The sequence below is a fragment of the Bradyrhizobium sp. MI1.11 genome, from assembly GCF_055811255.1.
In genome coordinates, this window is the sequence record NZ_JBVVPM010000002.1 from 342,695 (window position 1) to 357,713 (window position 15,019).

Annotated in this window: 15 protein-coding genes; 9 read left to right on the top strand and 6 right to left on the bottom strand. The window is 64.1% G+C overall.

The genetic code is table 11. The features are described 5' to 3' along the window. Nucleotides 1-10: 10 nt before the first annotated feature. The gene (locus tag AC0L30_RS03530) at nucleotides 11-1,252 is read left to right on the top strand and encodes a threonine synthase (RefSeq protein ID WP_007590628.1); all 1,242 of its coding nucleotides are present in this window, start codon (nucleotides 11-13) and stop codon (nucleotides 1,250-1,252) included. 87 nt (nucleotides 1,253-1,339) lie between these two features. Beyond that, on the top strand, nucleotides 1,340-2,308 hold the full coding sequence (locus AC0L30_RS03535) for a tripartite tricarboxylate transporter substrate binding protein BugD (protein WP_007590629.1): 969 nt from the start codon (nucleotides 1,340-1,342) through the stop codon (nucleotides 2,306-2,308). A gap of 32 nt (nucleotides 2,309-2,340) precedes the next feature. Here the strand turns inward: AC0L30_RS03535 and AC0L30_RS03540 are convergent, their stop codons facing one another. The 3 genes from AC0L30_RS03540 to AC0L30_RS03550 form a co-directional block, all read right to left on the bottom strand. Beyond that, nucleotides 2,341-2,727, bottom strand: coding sequence for a response regulator transcription factor (locus tag AC0L30_RS03540; protein WP_007590630.1), 387 nt, complete (start codon nucleotides 2,725-2,727; stop codon nucleotides 2,341-2,343). 85 nt (nucleotides 2,728-2,812) lie between these two features. Further along, nucleotides 2,813-3,484, bottom strand: a complete 672-nt coding sequence (locus AC0L30_RS03545) for a response regulator transcription factor (RefSeq protein ID WP_007590631.1) — start codon at nucleotides 3,482-3,484, stop codon at nucleotides 2,813-2,815. Continuing rightward, nucleotides 3,481-5,916, bottom strand: a complete 2,436-nt coding sequence (locus AC0L30_RS03550) for a PAS domain S-box protein (RefSeq protein WP_473403764.1) — start codon at nucleotides 5,914-5,916, stop codon at nucleotides 3,481-3,483. Before AC0L30_RS03550 ends, AC0L30_RS03545 begins: the two co-directional genes overlap by 4 nt. A 729-nt stretch (nucleotides 5,917-6,645) precedes the next feature. Here AC0L30_RS03550 and AC0L30_RS03555 point away from each other — a divergent pair. Continuing rightward, on the top strand, nucleotides 6,646-6,834 hold the full coding sequence (locus AC0L30_RS03555) for a hypothetical protein (RefSeq protein ID WP_007590634.1): 189 nt from the start codon (nucleotides 6,646-6,648) through the stop codon (nucleotides 6,832-6,834). Nucleotides 6,835-7,282: 448 nt separating this feature from the next. Here AC0L30_RS03555 and AC0L30_RS03560 read toward each other — a convergent pair whose 3' ends face one another. After that, nucleotides 7,283-9,472, bottom strand: coding sequence for a lytic transglycosylase domain-containing protein (locus AC0L30_RS03560; RefSeq protein WP_007590636.1), 2,190 nt, complete (start codon nucleotides 9,470-9,472; stop codon nucleotides 7,283-7,285). 323 nt (nucleotides 9,473-9,795) lie between these two features. On the opposite strand from AC0L30_RS03560, the gene AC0L30_RS03565 reads away from it, so the two are divergent. From AC0L30_RS03565 to AC0L30_RS03585, 5 genes are all read left to right on the top strand, one after another. Then, nucleotides 9,796-11,532, top strand: a complete 1,737-nt coding sequence (locus AC0L30_RS03565) for an adenylate/guanylate cyclase domain-containing protein (protein WP_007590637.1) — start codon at nucleotides 9,796-9,798, stop codon at nucleotides 11,530-11,532. Between the two features lie 104 nt (nucleotides 11,533-11,636). Further along, on the top strand, nucleotides 11,637-11,813 hold the full coding sequence (locus AC0L30_RS03570) for a hypothetical protein (RefSeq protein ID WP_007590638.1): 177 nt from the start codon (nucleotides 11,637-11,639) through the stop codon (nucleotides 11,811-11,813). 148 nt (nucleotides 11,814-11,961) lie between these two features. After that, nucleotides 11,962-12,174 carry a hypothetical protein gene (locus AC0L30_RS03575; protein WP_007590639.1) on the top strand — a complete coding sequence of 71 codons (213 nt, stop codon included), beginning with the start codon at nucleotides 11,962-11,964 and terminating at the stop codon, nucleotides 12,172-12,174. A gap of 134 nt (nucleotides 12,175-12,308) precedes the next feature. Next, nucleotides 12,309-12,566, top strand: a complete 258-nt coding sequence (locus AC0L30_RS03580) for a hypothetical protein (protein WP_007590640.1) — start codon at nucleotides 12,309-12,311, stop codon at nucleotides 12,564-12,566. Nucleotides 12,567-12,691: 125 nt separating this feature from the next. Continuing rightward, nucleotides 12,692-13,270: a hypothetical protein gene (locus AC0L30_RS03585; RefSeq protein WP_007590641.1), complete on the top strand. Its 579-nt coding sequence runs from the start codon at nucleotides 12,692-12,694 to the stop codon at nucleotides 13,268-13,270. Nucleotides 13,271-13,295: 25 nt separating this feature from the next. Here AC0L30_RS03585 and AC0L30_RS03590 read toward each other — a convergent pair whose 3' ends face one another. Next, nucleotides 13,296-13,511 carry a hypothetical protein gene (locus AC0L30_RS03590; RefSeq protein WP_007590642.1) on the bottom strand — a complete coding sequence of 72 codons (216 nt, stop codon included), beginning with the start codon at nucleotides 13,509-13,511 and terminating at the stop codon, nucleotides 13,296-13,298. Beyond that, nucleotides 13,511-13,963 carry a hypothetical protein gene (locus AC0L30_RS03595; RefSeq protein ID WP_007590643.1) on the bottom strand — a complete coding sequence of 151 codons (453 nt, stop codon included), beginning with the start codon at nucleotides 13,961-13,963 and terminating at the stop codon, nucleotides 13,511-13,513. The genes AC0L30_RS03590 and AC0L30_RS03595 overlap by 1 nt, the downstream gene beginning before the upstream one ends. An 84-nt stretch (nucleotides 13,964-14,047) precedes the next feature. Here AC0L30_RS03595 and AC0L30_RS03600 point away from each other — a divergent pair, with 84 nt between their 5' ends. Next, nucleotides 14,048-14,446, top strand: a complete 399-nt coding sequence (locus tag AC0L30_RS03600; protein WP_007590644.1) for a MerR family transcriptional regulator — start codon at nucleotides 14,048-14,050, stop codon at nucleotides 14,444-14,446. The last annotated feature ends 573 nt before the right edge of the window (nucleotides 14,447-15,019 follow it).

Sequence of the window (15,019 nt, forward strand, 5' to 3'; positions counted from 1 at the left end):
AAATCACCCCATGCAAGACAACGACAATCTCACCATCGAACGCCCGACCTTCGTCACCCATCTCGAATGCGCGATGGAGGGCGATCACTACGCCGCCGATCAGGTCCACAACCTCTCCAAGGCCGGCAAGCCCCTTTTGGTGCGCTACGACCTCGCCGGTGTGAAGAAGGCGCTGACCAAGGACGCGTTGGCGCAGCGCCCCGCCGACATGTGGCGCTACCGCGAGCTGCTGCCCGTGCGCAAATGCCAGGACATCGTCTCGCTCGGCGAAGTCACGACCCCGCTGATCCGCCTGCCCAAGCTCGGCGCAAAGCTCGGCGGCGGCGAGATCATCGTCAAGGACGAGGGGCGGCTGCCGACCGGCTCGTTCAAGGCGCGCGGCCTCGTGATGGCGGTGTCGATGGGCAAGGCGCTCGGCATCAAACACATGGCGATGCCGACCAACGGGAATGCCGGGGCGGCGCTCGCCGCTTACGCCACAAGCTGTGGCATCAAGACCACGATTTTCTGTCCGGCCGATACGCCCGAGGTGAACGTCAGCGAGATCGAGCTTCAGGGCGCGACCGTCTATCGCGTCAACGGCTATATCGACGATTGCGGCAAGATCGTCGGCGAGGGCAAGACGAAAGTCGGCTGGTTCGACACCTCGACCTTGAAGGAGCCGTACCGGATCGAAGGCAAGAAGACGATGGGGCTGGAACTCGCCGAGCAGCTCGGCTGGGACGTGCCCGACGTGATCTTCTATCCGACCGGCGGCGGCACCGGCCTGATCGGCATGTGGAAGGCCTTCGACGAGCTCGAAAAGATCGGCTTCATCGGAAGCAAGCGCCCGCGCATGGTCGCGGTGCAGGCCTCCGGCTGCGCGCCGATGGTGCGCGCGTACGAAGCGGGCACCGAGCATGCCACACGCTGGGAGGACGCCCACACCATCGCGTCAGGCATTCGCGTGCCGCAGGCGATCGGCGACTTTCTCATTTTGCGCGCGGTGCGCGAGAGCAAGGGCTTTGCCATTGCAGTCGACGACGACAAGATCTCTGCCGCGCTGAACGAGGTCGCGCGCGAGGAGGGGCTGTTGCTCTGCCCTGAAGGTGCTGCGACCTACGCCGCCTACAAGGACAGCCTCGCCGACGGCCGCGTCTCGAAGGGTGACCGCGTGATGCTGTTCAACTGCGCCACCGGCCTGAAATACCCGCTGCCGCCGGTCACCCGCACGCTCGATCGCCACAAGCCGATCGACTATTCGCAGTTCTAGCGCGGCATTTCGTCCCTTCACGAACGATCCCTCTTCCCGTACGCGGGAAGAGACAAAAACAACAATGACATTGCTGGGGAGAACACAATGAAGGCCGCCTGGGCTGCGCTGATTGCTATTCTCGCTCTTGCAGGGGTCGCGCGCGCCGACGATTATCCTTCCCGTCCTATCACCATCATCGTGCCCTTCGCCGCCGGCGGTCCGTCAGATGCGATGGCACGAGTGCTTGCCGAGCGGATGCGGACGGCGCTCGGCCAGCCGCTGGTGATCGAGAACGTCACTGGCGCGGGCGGCTCGATCGGCGTCGGCCGTGCCGTGCATTCGGCCCCCGACGGCTACACGATCTCGTTCGGCCATCTCGGCACCCACGTTGCCAACGGCGCCGTCTACAAGCTCAATTACGACCTGGTCGCGGACCTCGAGCCGGTGGTGCTGCTGCCGAGCAATCCGATGATCGTCGTCAGCAAGAACGCGGTGCCCGCGACCTCGCTGAAGGAGCTGCTGGACTGGCTGAAGTCGCGGCCTTCGCCGCCGACCGCCGGCACCGCCGGCGCGGGCTCGGGCAGCCACATCGCCGGGGTCTATTTCGAGAGCGTCAGCGGCATCAAGCTGCAATACGTGCCGTATCGCGGCACCGCGCCCGCCCTGAACGATCTCATCGCTGGCCAGATCGACGTCATCGTCGACCAGACCTCGAACTCCATCAACCAGGTCCGCGCCGGCACCATCCGCGCCTATGCCGTCACCGATGACAAACGCCTCGCGTCGGCGCCCGACGTCCCGACGGCGGAGGAGGCGGGCCTGAAGGGTTTCAACATGACGCTCTGGTCCGGCATGTGGGTGCCCAAGGGCACGCCGAAGGCGATCGTCACCAAACTCAATGCCGCAGCCGTGGAAGCGCTGAACGATCCCGGCGTGAAGAAGCAGCTCGAAAGCCAGGGGTTGGAGATGACACCGCAGGATCAGCTCACGCCCGAAGCCCTCGGCGCGCGCCAGAAGGCGGAGATCGCGAAGTGGTGGCCGATCATCAAGGCGGCGAACATCAAGGTGGAGTGAGCGCCGTGTCGCCAGGGCTCGGCGCCGGCGTATCACGTCTCGGTTTGATCGGGGCCGGGCAGGGCCATCCGCAGACATTCAAGCAGAGCGGGCGTGGAGAACGGCTTCGCGAGAAAGCAGATAGCGCCCGCTTTCAGCGCGCGGTCGCGCACGGCATCGTCGGGAAAAGCCGTCATGAAGATGAAGGGCGTGTGGTGGCCGAGGCTGCGCATGTGCGTCAAGAGCTCAAGGCCGCCCATCAACGACATCTGCACATCCGCGATCACGCAGGACGTCGTCTTCAGTTCGGCCGATTGAAGAAATTCGTCAGCGGAGCGAAAGATGTTGACCGTGTATCCCCGCGACGTCAGCAGATTATTGGTCGCAAGGCGGACTGATCGATCATCGTCAATGACGGAAATGGCCAAGGGGATTGACAAGATGATCGCTCCTGATCGGGGAGCCGCCGATCACGGTGCCGCGCTTGGCGAAAGTGAGCCCTTGGAGCGAGCTTGAAAAGCATACTTAGGTTTGCACCTTTCCGCCCGGGCGTGAGATTCCGAGCGCCTCCACCATTCTGACGAGATCGGCCAACGACTTGGCGCCCATTTTCCGCATGATCTGCCCACGATAGATCTTGACGGTAATCTCGGCCAATCCAAGCTCGGCCGCGACCTGCTTGTTCATCAGGCCGGATGCCACCAGAGTGAGGATGTCGCGCTGGCGCGCGCTCAAACCCTCGAAGCGGGACCGCACTCCCGCGACCGACTCCTCGGCATTGCGTCGCTTGCGATCCCGTTCGATCGCGGCCCGAACCGCATCCAGCATGTCCTGGTCGCGCACCGGCTTGGTCAGAAAATCGATGGCGCCGCTTTTCATGGCCCTGACGGTCATCGGAATATCACCATGACCGGTGATGAAGATAATGGGCGTGTGAATGTTCGCCTTCGCGAGGTCCGACTGCAGGTCAAAGCCGCTTGAGCCCGGCAGGCGGATGTCGAGCACAAGGCAGCTGGGGACCGCCGGTGGCTTGGCTTCCATGATCTCCGCCGCGGAGCCGAAAGCCTGGACCTTGAGGCCGACGGATTGAAAGAGGTTGGTGAGCGCACGGCGCATCGATGGATCGTCGTCGACGATCAAGACGATCGGATCGTCGGAGCTCGTCTGCACCGTCGCCGCCTTGGGAATGTCGGTCACGACGTGTCCTCGATCGGCAAGGGCAGGGCAATCTGGAATGTTGCTCCGCTTCCGTCATTGGGGAAGGCCGAGAGCCGGCCCGCATGAGCCTCGATGATCGATCGGCAGATCGACAGTCCCATCCCCAGGCCGCTCGGCTTTGTCGTGAAGAAAGGTGTGAAGATGCGCTCCGTCGCGCCGTTGCCGAGGCCGACCCCGCTGTCTGTCACGATCAGGAGCATGCGGCCTTCGCCGTGCTCGCTCACCTGGCTGGAGCGGATCGCAAGCTCGCGCGGGCGTTCCACATTGGCGTGCATGGCTTCAATCCCGTTCATGACCAGGTTGATCAGCACCTGCTGCAGTTGGATCCGGTCGCCGCAGACTCTGGGCAGAGCGGACGCCAGCTCCATTCGCACCGACACGGCATGGGTGGCAAGCTCGCGGCGGACGAGCGCCACCGTCTCCCTGACGAGCTGGTTCATGTCGACCGGAGCCATCTCGATCTCGGTCTTCTTCGCAAGCGCTCTGATCCGGCGGATCACCTCGCTGGCGCGATTGGCGTCCTCGACGATCCATTCCACGGAACGGCGCGCGGCATTCAGGTCGGCCGGTTCGCGGTCGAGCCATCCGATGCAGGCATCCGCATTGGAGATCACGGCGGCCAAAGGCTGATTGATCTCATGGGCGATCGAGGCCGTGAGTTCGCCGAGCATCGTGACACGCGTGACGTGAGCAAGCTCGGCTTGCGCCTTGCGCAGTGCTTCTTCGGCCTGCTCGGCGCGGATCGCCGCCGTCACGTCGCTGCTGACGCCACGATAGCCGAGAAAGTTGCCGTTCGCGTCGTGCAAGGGCTTGCCGCTGGTGCGCACGTAGATCGGAGATCCGTTGCGATCCTTGCTTCGGTAGACCAGGTCGCGAAACGGAAGGTGGGCATCGAGTGTCGCGCGATGCCGCTCCCACTTCTTGGGCTCGAGCTCGGCATCGGGCGGAATGTCCCAACGGGCGAGGCCGATCACGCCCGTGGGCACGGGACCGGCCGTGTCGGCATGTTCCGAAATCCGTGTGATACGGTGGTCCGGCCCGCTCTCCCAAAACCAGTCCGAGGCGGTTTCGGCATAGTCGCGAAATCGCTGCTCGGACAGCTTGAGCTCGTCAAAGGCGTTTTGCAGCGCTTGTCTTGCGGCAAACTGCTCGGTGACATCGACGTGGGTGCCGATGATCTCCGTCACATCGCCGTCCCCGCCGACGACGGGATGCCCCTCCGTATGGACGTGTCGTACCGAACCGTCCGGACGCACAATCCGAAAATCAACTTCGAAAGGCTGCTTTTGCCGGATTGCCTGACGTTCCACATCGACGATCCGCTTAAAGTCTTCGGCGAGGATCCGTTGTTGGAAGGCCTGCGCCGACAGATCAATCTGGTCCGGGTTAAATCCGAACAGGCGATAGAGTTCGGCCGATCGGTAAGCGAATTCCTGACGGCGCACGTCCCAGGCCCAGCTGCTCGTATGGCTGAGGCGCTGGGCTTCGGTTAGATAGGCTTCGCTGCGACGCAGTCGCTGTTCGGTTTCCTTTGCCGTAGTGACGTCAGTGACCGCTCCGACAAACTCGATGTGGCCGGATCCATGTCTCACCGCGCGTGCCACGGAATGGAGATATTTGATGGATCCATCGGGCATCAGCAGACGATATTCATGGTCGAAATCGCCGACGTCACGGAAGGCCCGATCAAGGGTCTTGCTGACCGCATTGCGATCTTCCGGATGGATGCGCTGGAAAACAAAATCGAGCGTCGGTTTGACCTGCGGGTCACGTTGGAAGATGCGAAAGGTCTCCCTGGACCAGACGGCCTCGCGGGTTGCCAGGCTCAGGCCGAAGCTGCCGGTGCGGCTCAACTCCTGCGCTTGGGCAAGGTAGGCCTCGCTCTGGCGCAGCGCATCCTCCGCCTCCTTGCGCTGGGTGATGTTTTCGCAGGCGACCAGCACGATCGGCGTGCCGTCGCCGCGCCGCATGGCCTTGGCGTTCTCACGGACCCAGAGAACCGAGCCGTCCTTCCGGATCTTGCGAATCTCCCAGGTGTGCGACTGGTCCACGGTTTCCAGGCACAGCCCGACACAGCGACGAACGAAATCGCGGTCCTCTTCGAAAAAGACGTTCAGCACAGATTGGCCGGTCAGTTCGGCCACGCTGTAGCCCAGTTGCGCGGCGCCAAATGTATTCACGTTGAGCACCGTTCCGGCCGGATCGACCATGAAATACATGACCGGATTGTGCTCGAACACTTGTCGCCATTGCTTCACGGCGTCGCGCAGGTCGGCATTGTCCTGCCGCCGGCCCTCTCCAGCCGCAGGTCCGTCTTTCGCTGCATTGCCGAGAGATCGAAGCGCCGCAAGGCCGCCGAGCAGGAATTGCGCGGCCGAATTCCCTAATTTTGCGATCTGGCCAGGCATCATCGCAGGCGTCCCGGCCCGCTTGGGGGCAGGGCGAGTAGAGCACTTTGCGACAGGAGGGGCAATTCCCTCCGACCAAAGCAGGATTCCGAGTCGAGAATTCGCGGGCTCCGTGCAGCTTGCCGCCGTTGCGCCGTCTCGTTGCGGGTAGACGAAACTCCGGAAAATTACCGGACAAACCTATGTATAGGTCGCGCAACCCTAGTCATACGCTGCATTTACCTCCGTACAATTGAGCGGCCCGTCGCATGCGGACTAGTCTCACCGGCAATCCAGTGAAGTCGATCGCGAAGCACGAACCGTCGAGTAGCGCGGCGTCGTGCGCTCAAGAGGCGAGCTTCGCCTCCGCCGGCGTCCGACTTGCCGATGATCTGGCTGGTCACGATTGAGAAGCCGCATTTCGTTGACGAACGTGATGATTGTGCATCAGCGCCCGTGGGGATCCTCGACCGTCAGAGGCGCCCATCAGAGGCCAGGAGGAGAGATCATGTGCGATAAGCCCGAACACTCCGAGCGCCCTTCCGCGGCAAAAAGCTGCGCCGTCTGCAGCGGGAAGTTCGGCCTGATCCGGTATTATTCCTGGCGAGCGCCGCTTTGCTCCCGGAAATGTCTCGATCGCTTCAGGGCGCGCCGCGAACGCGATCGCCGATGGCTGTTTCGGTCTCAGGCGGCGTAAGCACCAGTCACCGGATCCGTCGACACGGTCTACTGCTTTGCGCTCGGAGGTGCCACATGAGGTTCATATTGGTGAACGGCAGGACCCCTTTCCGCAAAACGTTCTGCCTGTGGTGCTGCGAGGAGATCAGCGGCGGCTATCTGCGCGATGCGAAGACGCTGCTGCCCTACTGCGGCTACGAGTGTTACGCGCTTCATGGCGAAGCTGCGCCGCTGATCGAGGGACGCACACGAGCGGCGTCTTGAGCGGATAGGAGAGCGAAACGGGCGGTGGATTTGCCGTCCGGGTGAGAGGGCATCGCTATGAGATTCATGCTCGTCAATCAGGAAGGGCCTCGCCACGGCGGTACCTGCAGCGCGTGCGCGCAACCGTTGGGCGCGAGTTACGTCCGCCATGTGCCCGCTGAGCGGCGGTACTGCGACTATGATTGCTACCGTCGATATCAGCAGACGACGGTGGAAATGCTCTGGCCTTACCGCAGTTCGCTCGAAGCGATCACGGTGTCGAGCTGGAACTGGATACTGCAGACGGGTGCGCTCTCGCGCTCGCTGACGGAAGCATTTCTGCGCGCGTACGAACCCTCTGACCACGGAAGGAGGTGACGGCTCGCCGAACGATGCGGACCCGCGCAGAGAGGTCGGTCGCAGTCACCGCATCCAGCTTCACGCCGCGTCCAGCCCCGGCGTCGCGAAGCTAGGGCGCGGCGGCTGCGGCCGATGCCGTCGGCATCGCGCCCACGTTCGGCGTCGTAACGCGCTGCTCGGACTTCGCCGCGACGACGCTGCTGGCCTCAAACCTCGCACGATAGACCAGCACGTTCTCGATCACGCGCTGGACGTAGTTGCGCGTCTCCGACAGCGGGATGCGCTCGACCCAGTCGACCGGATCGACCTTGGGATCCCTGGGGTCGCCGCGCGCCTGCACCCATTCGCGCACGCGGCCCCGGCCGGCATTATAGCCGGCGAAGGTCATGATCTGATTGCCGCGGTATTCCGACATCAGCGCGCTGAGCTCGGCCGCGCCCATCTGCGTGTTGTAGACGGGATCGGAGACCATCTTGTCCCAGTCATAGGTCAGGCCGAAGCGCTTTGCGGTGTCGCGGCCCGCTTCCGGCGTCACCTGCATCAACCCGACTGCGTTGGCGGCCGATTTGTCGCGCTGGTCGAACGAGCTTTCGGTGCGCGCCACCGAATAGATCACGCTGGGGTCGATCGCGGGCGCGACCTGCTTATGTTCAGGGATGCCGATGGTCGGGAAGGCGTAGTGATCGAGTGCGAGCCCGCGCGCCAGCGCCGACTTGCCGACCTCCAGCATCACGCGCGCATCGTTGCGCCGGCCGGCGAGCTCGCCGAGGGCTTCGAGCGCCGCCACGTCGGTGCTCTCCTTGGCGAAATCCTCGGCGTAGTAAAACACCATGTCGCGCTCACCGACGCCGTAGAGCATGTCGGCGGCGCGCACGCGCTCGTCCGCGGGCGGCGTGTCGACTGCTGCCAGCACGGGCGAGGGCCCGCGCAGTTCGATGCGGTCGAGGCCGAGCCTGGCGCGGGCGAGCTGGCCGTAATAGGCGGTCGGATAGCGCGCCGCCGCCTGATAGCTCAGGCGCGCATCGGCGGTTGCGTTCATCGCCTCCGCCGCGCGACCGCGCCAATAATGCGCGCGCGACAGCGCGATCGGGTTGGCCGAGCCTTCGTCGATCGCGGCGAAATGCGTCATCGCCGCCTTGGGATCATCGAGATAGCGCAGCGCGATCCAGCCGCACATGAAGTGATAGTCGACGCGATAGACTTCCATCGCGGGCACGGCCGCCGAGCGCACCACGTCGTAGGCGGTTTTGAACTTGCCCTGGTCGAGCAGCTTTCGCGCGAGCAGGCGGCGCTCGCGCCACCAGGCGTCGGTGTCTTGCGCCGCCATCGTATCGGGCGCGGCGGCTAGGATCACCTCGGCCGCGTCGTCGATGCGGTCATTCTGGAGATGCCATTGCGCGCGGCACAGCACATAGCCGAGGTCGCGGCGCGCCTCGGCCGAGACGTCCTCGAGGTAATCCTTGGCCTTGCTGGCCTTGCCGGTGACGGCGGCGCAGGCCTTGACGATCGCGAGCGCATCCTCGCCGAGCCGCTTGGCTGCGCGCCGCGCACCTGCGTAGTCCTTGGCGCCGAGGCGCTTGTCCATGCGGGCACGATGATCCTCGGTGGTCAGGAGATCGCGAAACGCTTCGTAGGAATCTTCCTCGCTGCGTTCGGACAATTCGTCCGTGCGCCAGGCATCGCGCACCAGACGCTCGGCCCGGTCGCTGTCGCCCTCGGTCATCAGCACGCGGGCGAGTGCGAACTTGCCCTTGGCGCTGGTCGGCCGGTCCATCGTGAATTTGTGCACGGTCGCCGCGTCGGCCTTCTCCTGCCACAGCCGCGCCTCGGCGCGGCGGCGGAGCAGCGCGCTGCTCGGCCAGTCCGGATTGGCGGCGAGGAAGGCGGCGTAGCGCTTGAAATTGGCCGTGCTTTCGGAATGGCGCAGCATGAACCAGTCGGCGAGCTTCTGCCCCGCCGGGTCAGCAATGCGGTCGCGCGCCGCGCTCGCGTCCTCGGTCTTGCCCTTCCGCGCGAGATCGATGGCATCCTTCAGCGCGGCGAGATCGCCAGTCAGTGGCGGGGCTGCCGGATTGTCCGAGGGCGCGTCGTCCTGCTTCTTCGAGTTGCGTTTGGCCTCGGCACGTTTGCCGTGCCGCGCCTTGCTGGCGGAGGCGTGGCGCTGCTTGCCGGCTTTCGCCTCATGCGTCTTCTTCGGCGCGGACGATTTCTGACTGCTCTTCGCTGCCAGCTCGGTAGGGATGAAGGCCAAAGCGGCCACGGCAACGACGCACGCAAGCGAGCGTAGGCACTGGTTCATTCCGTGGTCCCCCTGCGAAACCAGTACAAACCAAAGTCCGCGACGAGATGCGGTTCGAGAATCAAAACGGCGTCAAAAACGGTGACACGACATCGTTTCGCATCCTCAAGCTGTTCCAACAATGCGGCGAAATACGGATGGAGCGAGGGAACTTGTGCAGCGGCGGGTCGAGCGGGTTTCTTAACCTTCATTAACGAACAAGGCTCGCGCGACGGTTGCGGCGGTTCAGGACGCCACAAGCGGCCAAATTGCGAGTATTCCCGGCGGCAAATCCGTTGTATTGGTTCCAAGGCCTTTCCCCTTCAGCCCATTGTCCCGCGCCCATGCCGATTTTCAACCAGTCGATCCGGCGCAAGATCGTCGGGATTGCGCTCGGCCTCATCATCCTGATGGTCGTCACCGCGATCCTGTCGATGGTGATGTCGAGCCGCGTCGGCCATCTTCTGGATGAGCTGACCGCCCGGTATATTCCGGCTTACGGCCACCTGGCGCGGTCCAATGTGCGTTCGTTGGAGCGGGCGCTGGCGATGCGGCGCATGGTGATCGCCAAAATGCAAACGCCGCCGGACGAGGAGGGCTTTGCGGCGCGGCTGAAGATCTTCAGGGAAACGGACGCCCAGGTCGAGCAGGAGGCCGAAGCCGCGCGAAAGCTGATCAACGCGATCATCAACGATGAGAGCACACCGTCGGACAACGCGGCACTCGCCCGCATCGAGACGCGCATCGAGAATGCAGTCAAGGAGCTTCGCCGCGAACTCGACGAGGAGGACGCCAAGCTGCTCCGGCTGCTCGATGACAAGGACTTTGCGGGCGCGCCCGACGTGCTCGTCCATGTGGACGCGCTACGCGACCTCTTCACCCAGCGGATCGACGCGATCCGAGCCGACATGCTCTCGCAGGTGTTCGTGAGCACCGCCCAGGTCATCCGCCATCAGCGCCAGGCGATCATCGTCTCGGGCATCGTGACCATCCTCGCGGCGATCGTCGGACTTGCCTTTGCGATCATGGTCTCCACCGGGATCACGCGACCGGTCCGGCTGCTGCTGGCCGGCACCCGCGAGGTCGAGGCAGGCCATTTCGACAAGACTATCAGCGTCTCGACCCAGGACGAGATCGGAGAGCTCGCTGCCGCCTTCAACCGCATGGTCGAGCAGTTGCGCCAGAACGAGCGCATCCGCGAGACTTTCGGCCGCTATATCGATCCCAAGGTGGTTCAGGGCCTGATCGACCGGCCCGAGGTCGCCATCGAGGGCCAGCGCCGGGTCATGACCATCATGTTCTGCGATATGAGCGGCTTCACCTCGATGAGCGAGGGCATGACCCCGCGCGGTCTCGTCAGGGTGATGAACCACTATTTCACCGTCATGTCCGGTCCGATCAGGAGCAACCGCGGCATCATCGACAAATACATCGGCGATGCCATCATGTCCTATTGGGGGCCGCCCTTCATCGAGGAGGAGGAGCAGGCTCAGCTTGCCTGCTTCGCCGCGCTCGACATGGCCGACCAGGTGCCCGCGCTCCAGAAGCAGCTCCCGGATCTCCTCGGCATCCGCGCCATGCCGGTGCCATGCGATCTGCGCATCGGCATCGCCACCGGCGAGGTTTTGACCGGCAGCATCGGCTCCGAGCTGATGATGAGCTTCACCGTGATGGGCGATGCCGTGAACCTCGCCTCGCGCTTGGAAGCCGTCAACAAGACCTTTGGCACCCGTATCCTGATCTCGCAGGCGACGGCGGACGCGATCGGCTCACAGCTCGAATTGCGCGAGGTCGATCGTCTTGCGGTCGCCGGCCAAAGCGTGCCGCAAACGATTTTCGAGGTGATGGGCCGGGCAGGCGCGCTGACTGCCGCGCATGAGAGTCTGCGTTCGCACTACGCCGAAGGCCTCGCGGCCTATCGCGCCCGCCGCTTCGACGAGGCCCGTACCGCCTTCAACGCGGCACTTGAAGCCGTCCCCGGCGACGGCCCGTCGCGGGCAATGCTTGCCCGTATTGCGCGGTTCGAGGCCAATCCGCCGGACGAGGGCTGGGACGGCGCGTGGCGGTTGGAGCAGAAATAGCCGGCCGCGCGGAAAAATTGATTCTACTCGATAACGATGTTCGCTGTGACCTATTTCCCGGGCTTAGGTTTGATGTCCTTGAGGCGTTTGACGGGGACACGCCGATGACAGAACTTGAGAACAGGCTCGAACGGTTCGAGACGCTCACCGCCGAATGCGAGCTGATCGCCAGGCTGGCCACCGACAGCACCAAGCGCGAGTTTTATCTGAAGCTATCGGAGCAGTACCGCCAATTGGCCGTGGACATGCGGCAGGCCATCGCGAGCAAGGCTGCGGCCTGACGCCGGCAATCCGTTCTTAACACTTGGCGCGCATCCTCAATGCAGAAGCGGGGACGCCTGCGGCGATTTCCGCTGTGGAAATGCCGAGGCTCGCTGCGGTGCAGCGCGCCTCGCGAGATTGTTTTGTCGTGCCTCACAGGGCGATCCCATGCGCCTCCTCGCGGTCATCATGTTTGGACTCATGACGGCAGCCTGCAACCAGGAGCAGGACATCACCGGCTCGACCCCAGTCTGCGCGATGCGGAACTACAGCTCCTTCAATCCCCGCGACATGACCCAATGCGTTGCCGCCTGCAAGGCGTGCGACCACGGCAACACGGTCACCTGCACCACGTCGTGCACGCTCAAGGGCGCCCATTGAGCCGCTCCGCCTCCTGGTTCGGGGCCGACGGTGTCTTGACGGTTCCTTGACGGTGTCCTTGGCGGTGTCTCGGCACCGGAACGATTCACATGGATTAATCATTGAAGGGATGGCAGGACGCGGAGTCCTTTGGAATGGGTATGCTCGATCCCGGTCGGTTCCTGGTGTCATGCTCTCACTGCGCAGCCTGGCCGATGGCCGCCAATGTAAAACGTTCGAGCTGGTCGGCTTCGCCGAACGAGGTCCGCTTCGTGTGCCCGCGTTGCCGCCGCGAGGAGACCGCGATCATCTCCGCCTCCGGCGAGTTGACGCCGATCCGGCGCGTCGACGTCCCGCCGCGCGACGTCACCGCGGCCTGGGCTCAAGCCCAGCGCGCAAGAGGGCGAGCGTAGCCGGCCCGTTCTAGGACAAGAGGGCGCGTTACCATCTCTCACGACCTCCGATGGGGCAGTTGGAACTGTCGCGGGAGGCGATCCAACCAATGCAATGTGCTAGGATCGCCGGCAGGAGTTCATCCATGCCCCGTCAGATCCTGCCCTCTCACGGCGACCGTTTCCGTCTGTACCCGGTTGCGCCGCGGCTTGCGCCGCTGTTCGGCTTCGCGCTGCTGACGGTGTCATGCGCGCTGGCAAGCTTTGCATTCGCCTGCGCCACGCCATTTGCCGCTTTCGCGGTTATCGCCGCCGCGATGCTGCCGCTGCGTCCGGCGCTGCTCGTCGTCACCGGCGCCTGGCTGGTCAACCAGACCATCGGTTTCGGCGTGCTGCACTATCCGATCGACATCAGCACCATCGCCTGGGGCTTCGTCATCGGCGCGGCTGCGCTGCTATCGACCGCAGCCGCATCGACGGTCCTCCGTAGGCTGCCACGAGGCCGCACGCCGCTGATGCTGGCGATTGCGTTCGCTGCCGCCTACGCGGTCTACGAGTTCGCGCTGCTTGTCGCGACGCCGGTCCTCGGCGGCGAGGGCGCCTTCACCGCCGCCATCGTTGCGCGCATCGGGCTGACCAGCGCCGTCTGGCTCGCCGGCCTCGTTGCCGCCTGTGAGATCGTCCGCCTGGTCGATCCGTTCGGCCGTGCGATGCGGAACGCGTAGGCGCCTCCAAGGCTTTAAGTTCCGGTCATGGCGATGACCGGACCCAGCGCCGTAAGGCGACCGCTGTCCAGACCGTCTCGACAAGCCCAAACGGCCAGGTCCCCTGGAGAAAGCCATAGACCGCGCTGAGCGCGCAGGCTGCCGCGAAGGCCAGCACAAAATGCGGTCCGCGCGGCTCGAGCGCGTAGAACAACAGCATCGCACTGACCGACAGCAGTCCGAAGATCGTGATTGCGTCCATCAGCCGGCCGGATGCTTCGGCTTCTTGGCGAGACCGAGGGCCTGGAAGACAGCGGGCCCCATCACTGGCCACAGCGCGGCTGTCGCGGTCAGAACGGTCGCGGCGCACATTGCAGCCAGCACGGACGATCGGATTTTCAAGCCGCGCGTCCGCGATCGCCAGACGATCCAGCCCCAGGCGCAGATCACGACGGCGATGGACAGTATCGTCATCAGCCCGTGCGCATGGTCGAACACGGCGATCAGGCTGCCTGCACTGGCGAGCACGACAGCGGGCAGGGTAAAGGGAAGCACACAGCACGCCGTGCAGGCTACAGCGACAACCGCGGCCGCGACCGCCGTGCCGGCGGCCTTGCCGCCTCCTGGTTCGGTCCCTGGTTCGAGCTTGGCCGCGCAGCCGCATCCTGGCGACGTCTCGGACGGAAGGTTGCAGGACGGTCCTATAACGCTCATGTGATTCTCCTCATGCTTGTGCGCCACGGACCGGATCGCTACGCCCTCAAGCCACTTGAGGTTCAAGCGAAAAGTGAGAGCTCCATGAGAATTGGCGTCCTCGCCAAGGCGGCCGGCGTTTCGGTTCCCACCATCCGCTATTACGAGAGCATCGGTCTTCTGACGCCGCCAGCGCGCCAGGGCGGCCAGCGCGTCTACGGCGGAGAGGCTTTCAAGGCACTCAGTCTCATCCGGCACTGCCGCGAACTGGACTTCTCCATCGACGAGACGCGCGACATCCTCGCATCGGGTCAGCGGCGCTTGCCTTGCAGCGATACGAAGACATTTGCGGAGAAGCATCTCGGATCGATCAGGAAGAAAATTGCGGAGCTGCGGGCACTGGAAGCGACCGTGGCCGCGCTGGTCAGCAGTTGCGAGACGACGTGCTGCGGCAGCGCCGCGCCGGATTGCGTGATCCTGCAGCCCGGATGCGGGGCCGCGTGATCCCGGGTCGCCTTGATCTGACTTTCACGATGCAGTCGCCGTGACCCGTCGGGCAAAACACCCGACCATTTCTTGACATGCTCGTGTCAAGACGGTGTGTCTAAAATATTCTACTTTACCGAAATTCGGAAACGGCGTATGTGTCGGTCATCCCGGCTCATCCTTGAGGGGCGATCTCGTTGTCGTCTTGATTGCGAGCCGGGCTTGCGGTGGACGCGGCAGCGTCGGCATGAGAGGTGCGGGCAGGGCGGGTACTCCCTGTGAGCCCGTGGCCACGTGCGGACGAGCGGCGCTGTGAAGTTCGTCTCGTCGGTATTTCGATGGCTACGTGCACGAGGCCGTCGAACCCTGCGGCGAAATGGCGAATGCGCGTACGGCAAAACCGTGTGGTCCTGGCCGTCGTTGCTACGGTCAAGCTGTCGCGGAGGTGTGTGCGAGCCCAACCGGGCAGACAGCATCATCCAATTCGCGAGGCGAGGGAGGCCAGAAGGAAAGTTCGGCTCCCGGGAGAGCACGGCATAAGCCGTCCAACCATCGCGCAGGGAAGGCCGAGTGATTGGCACCACCTGTATG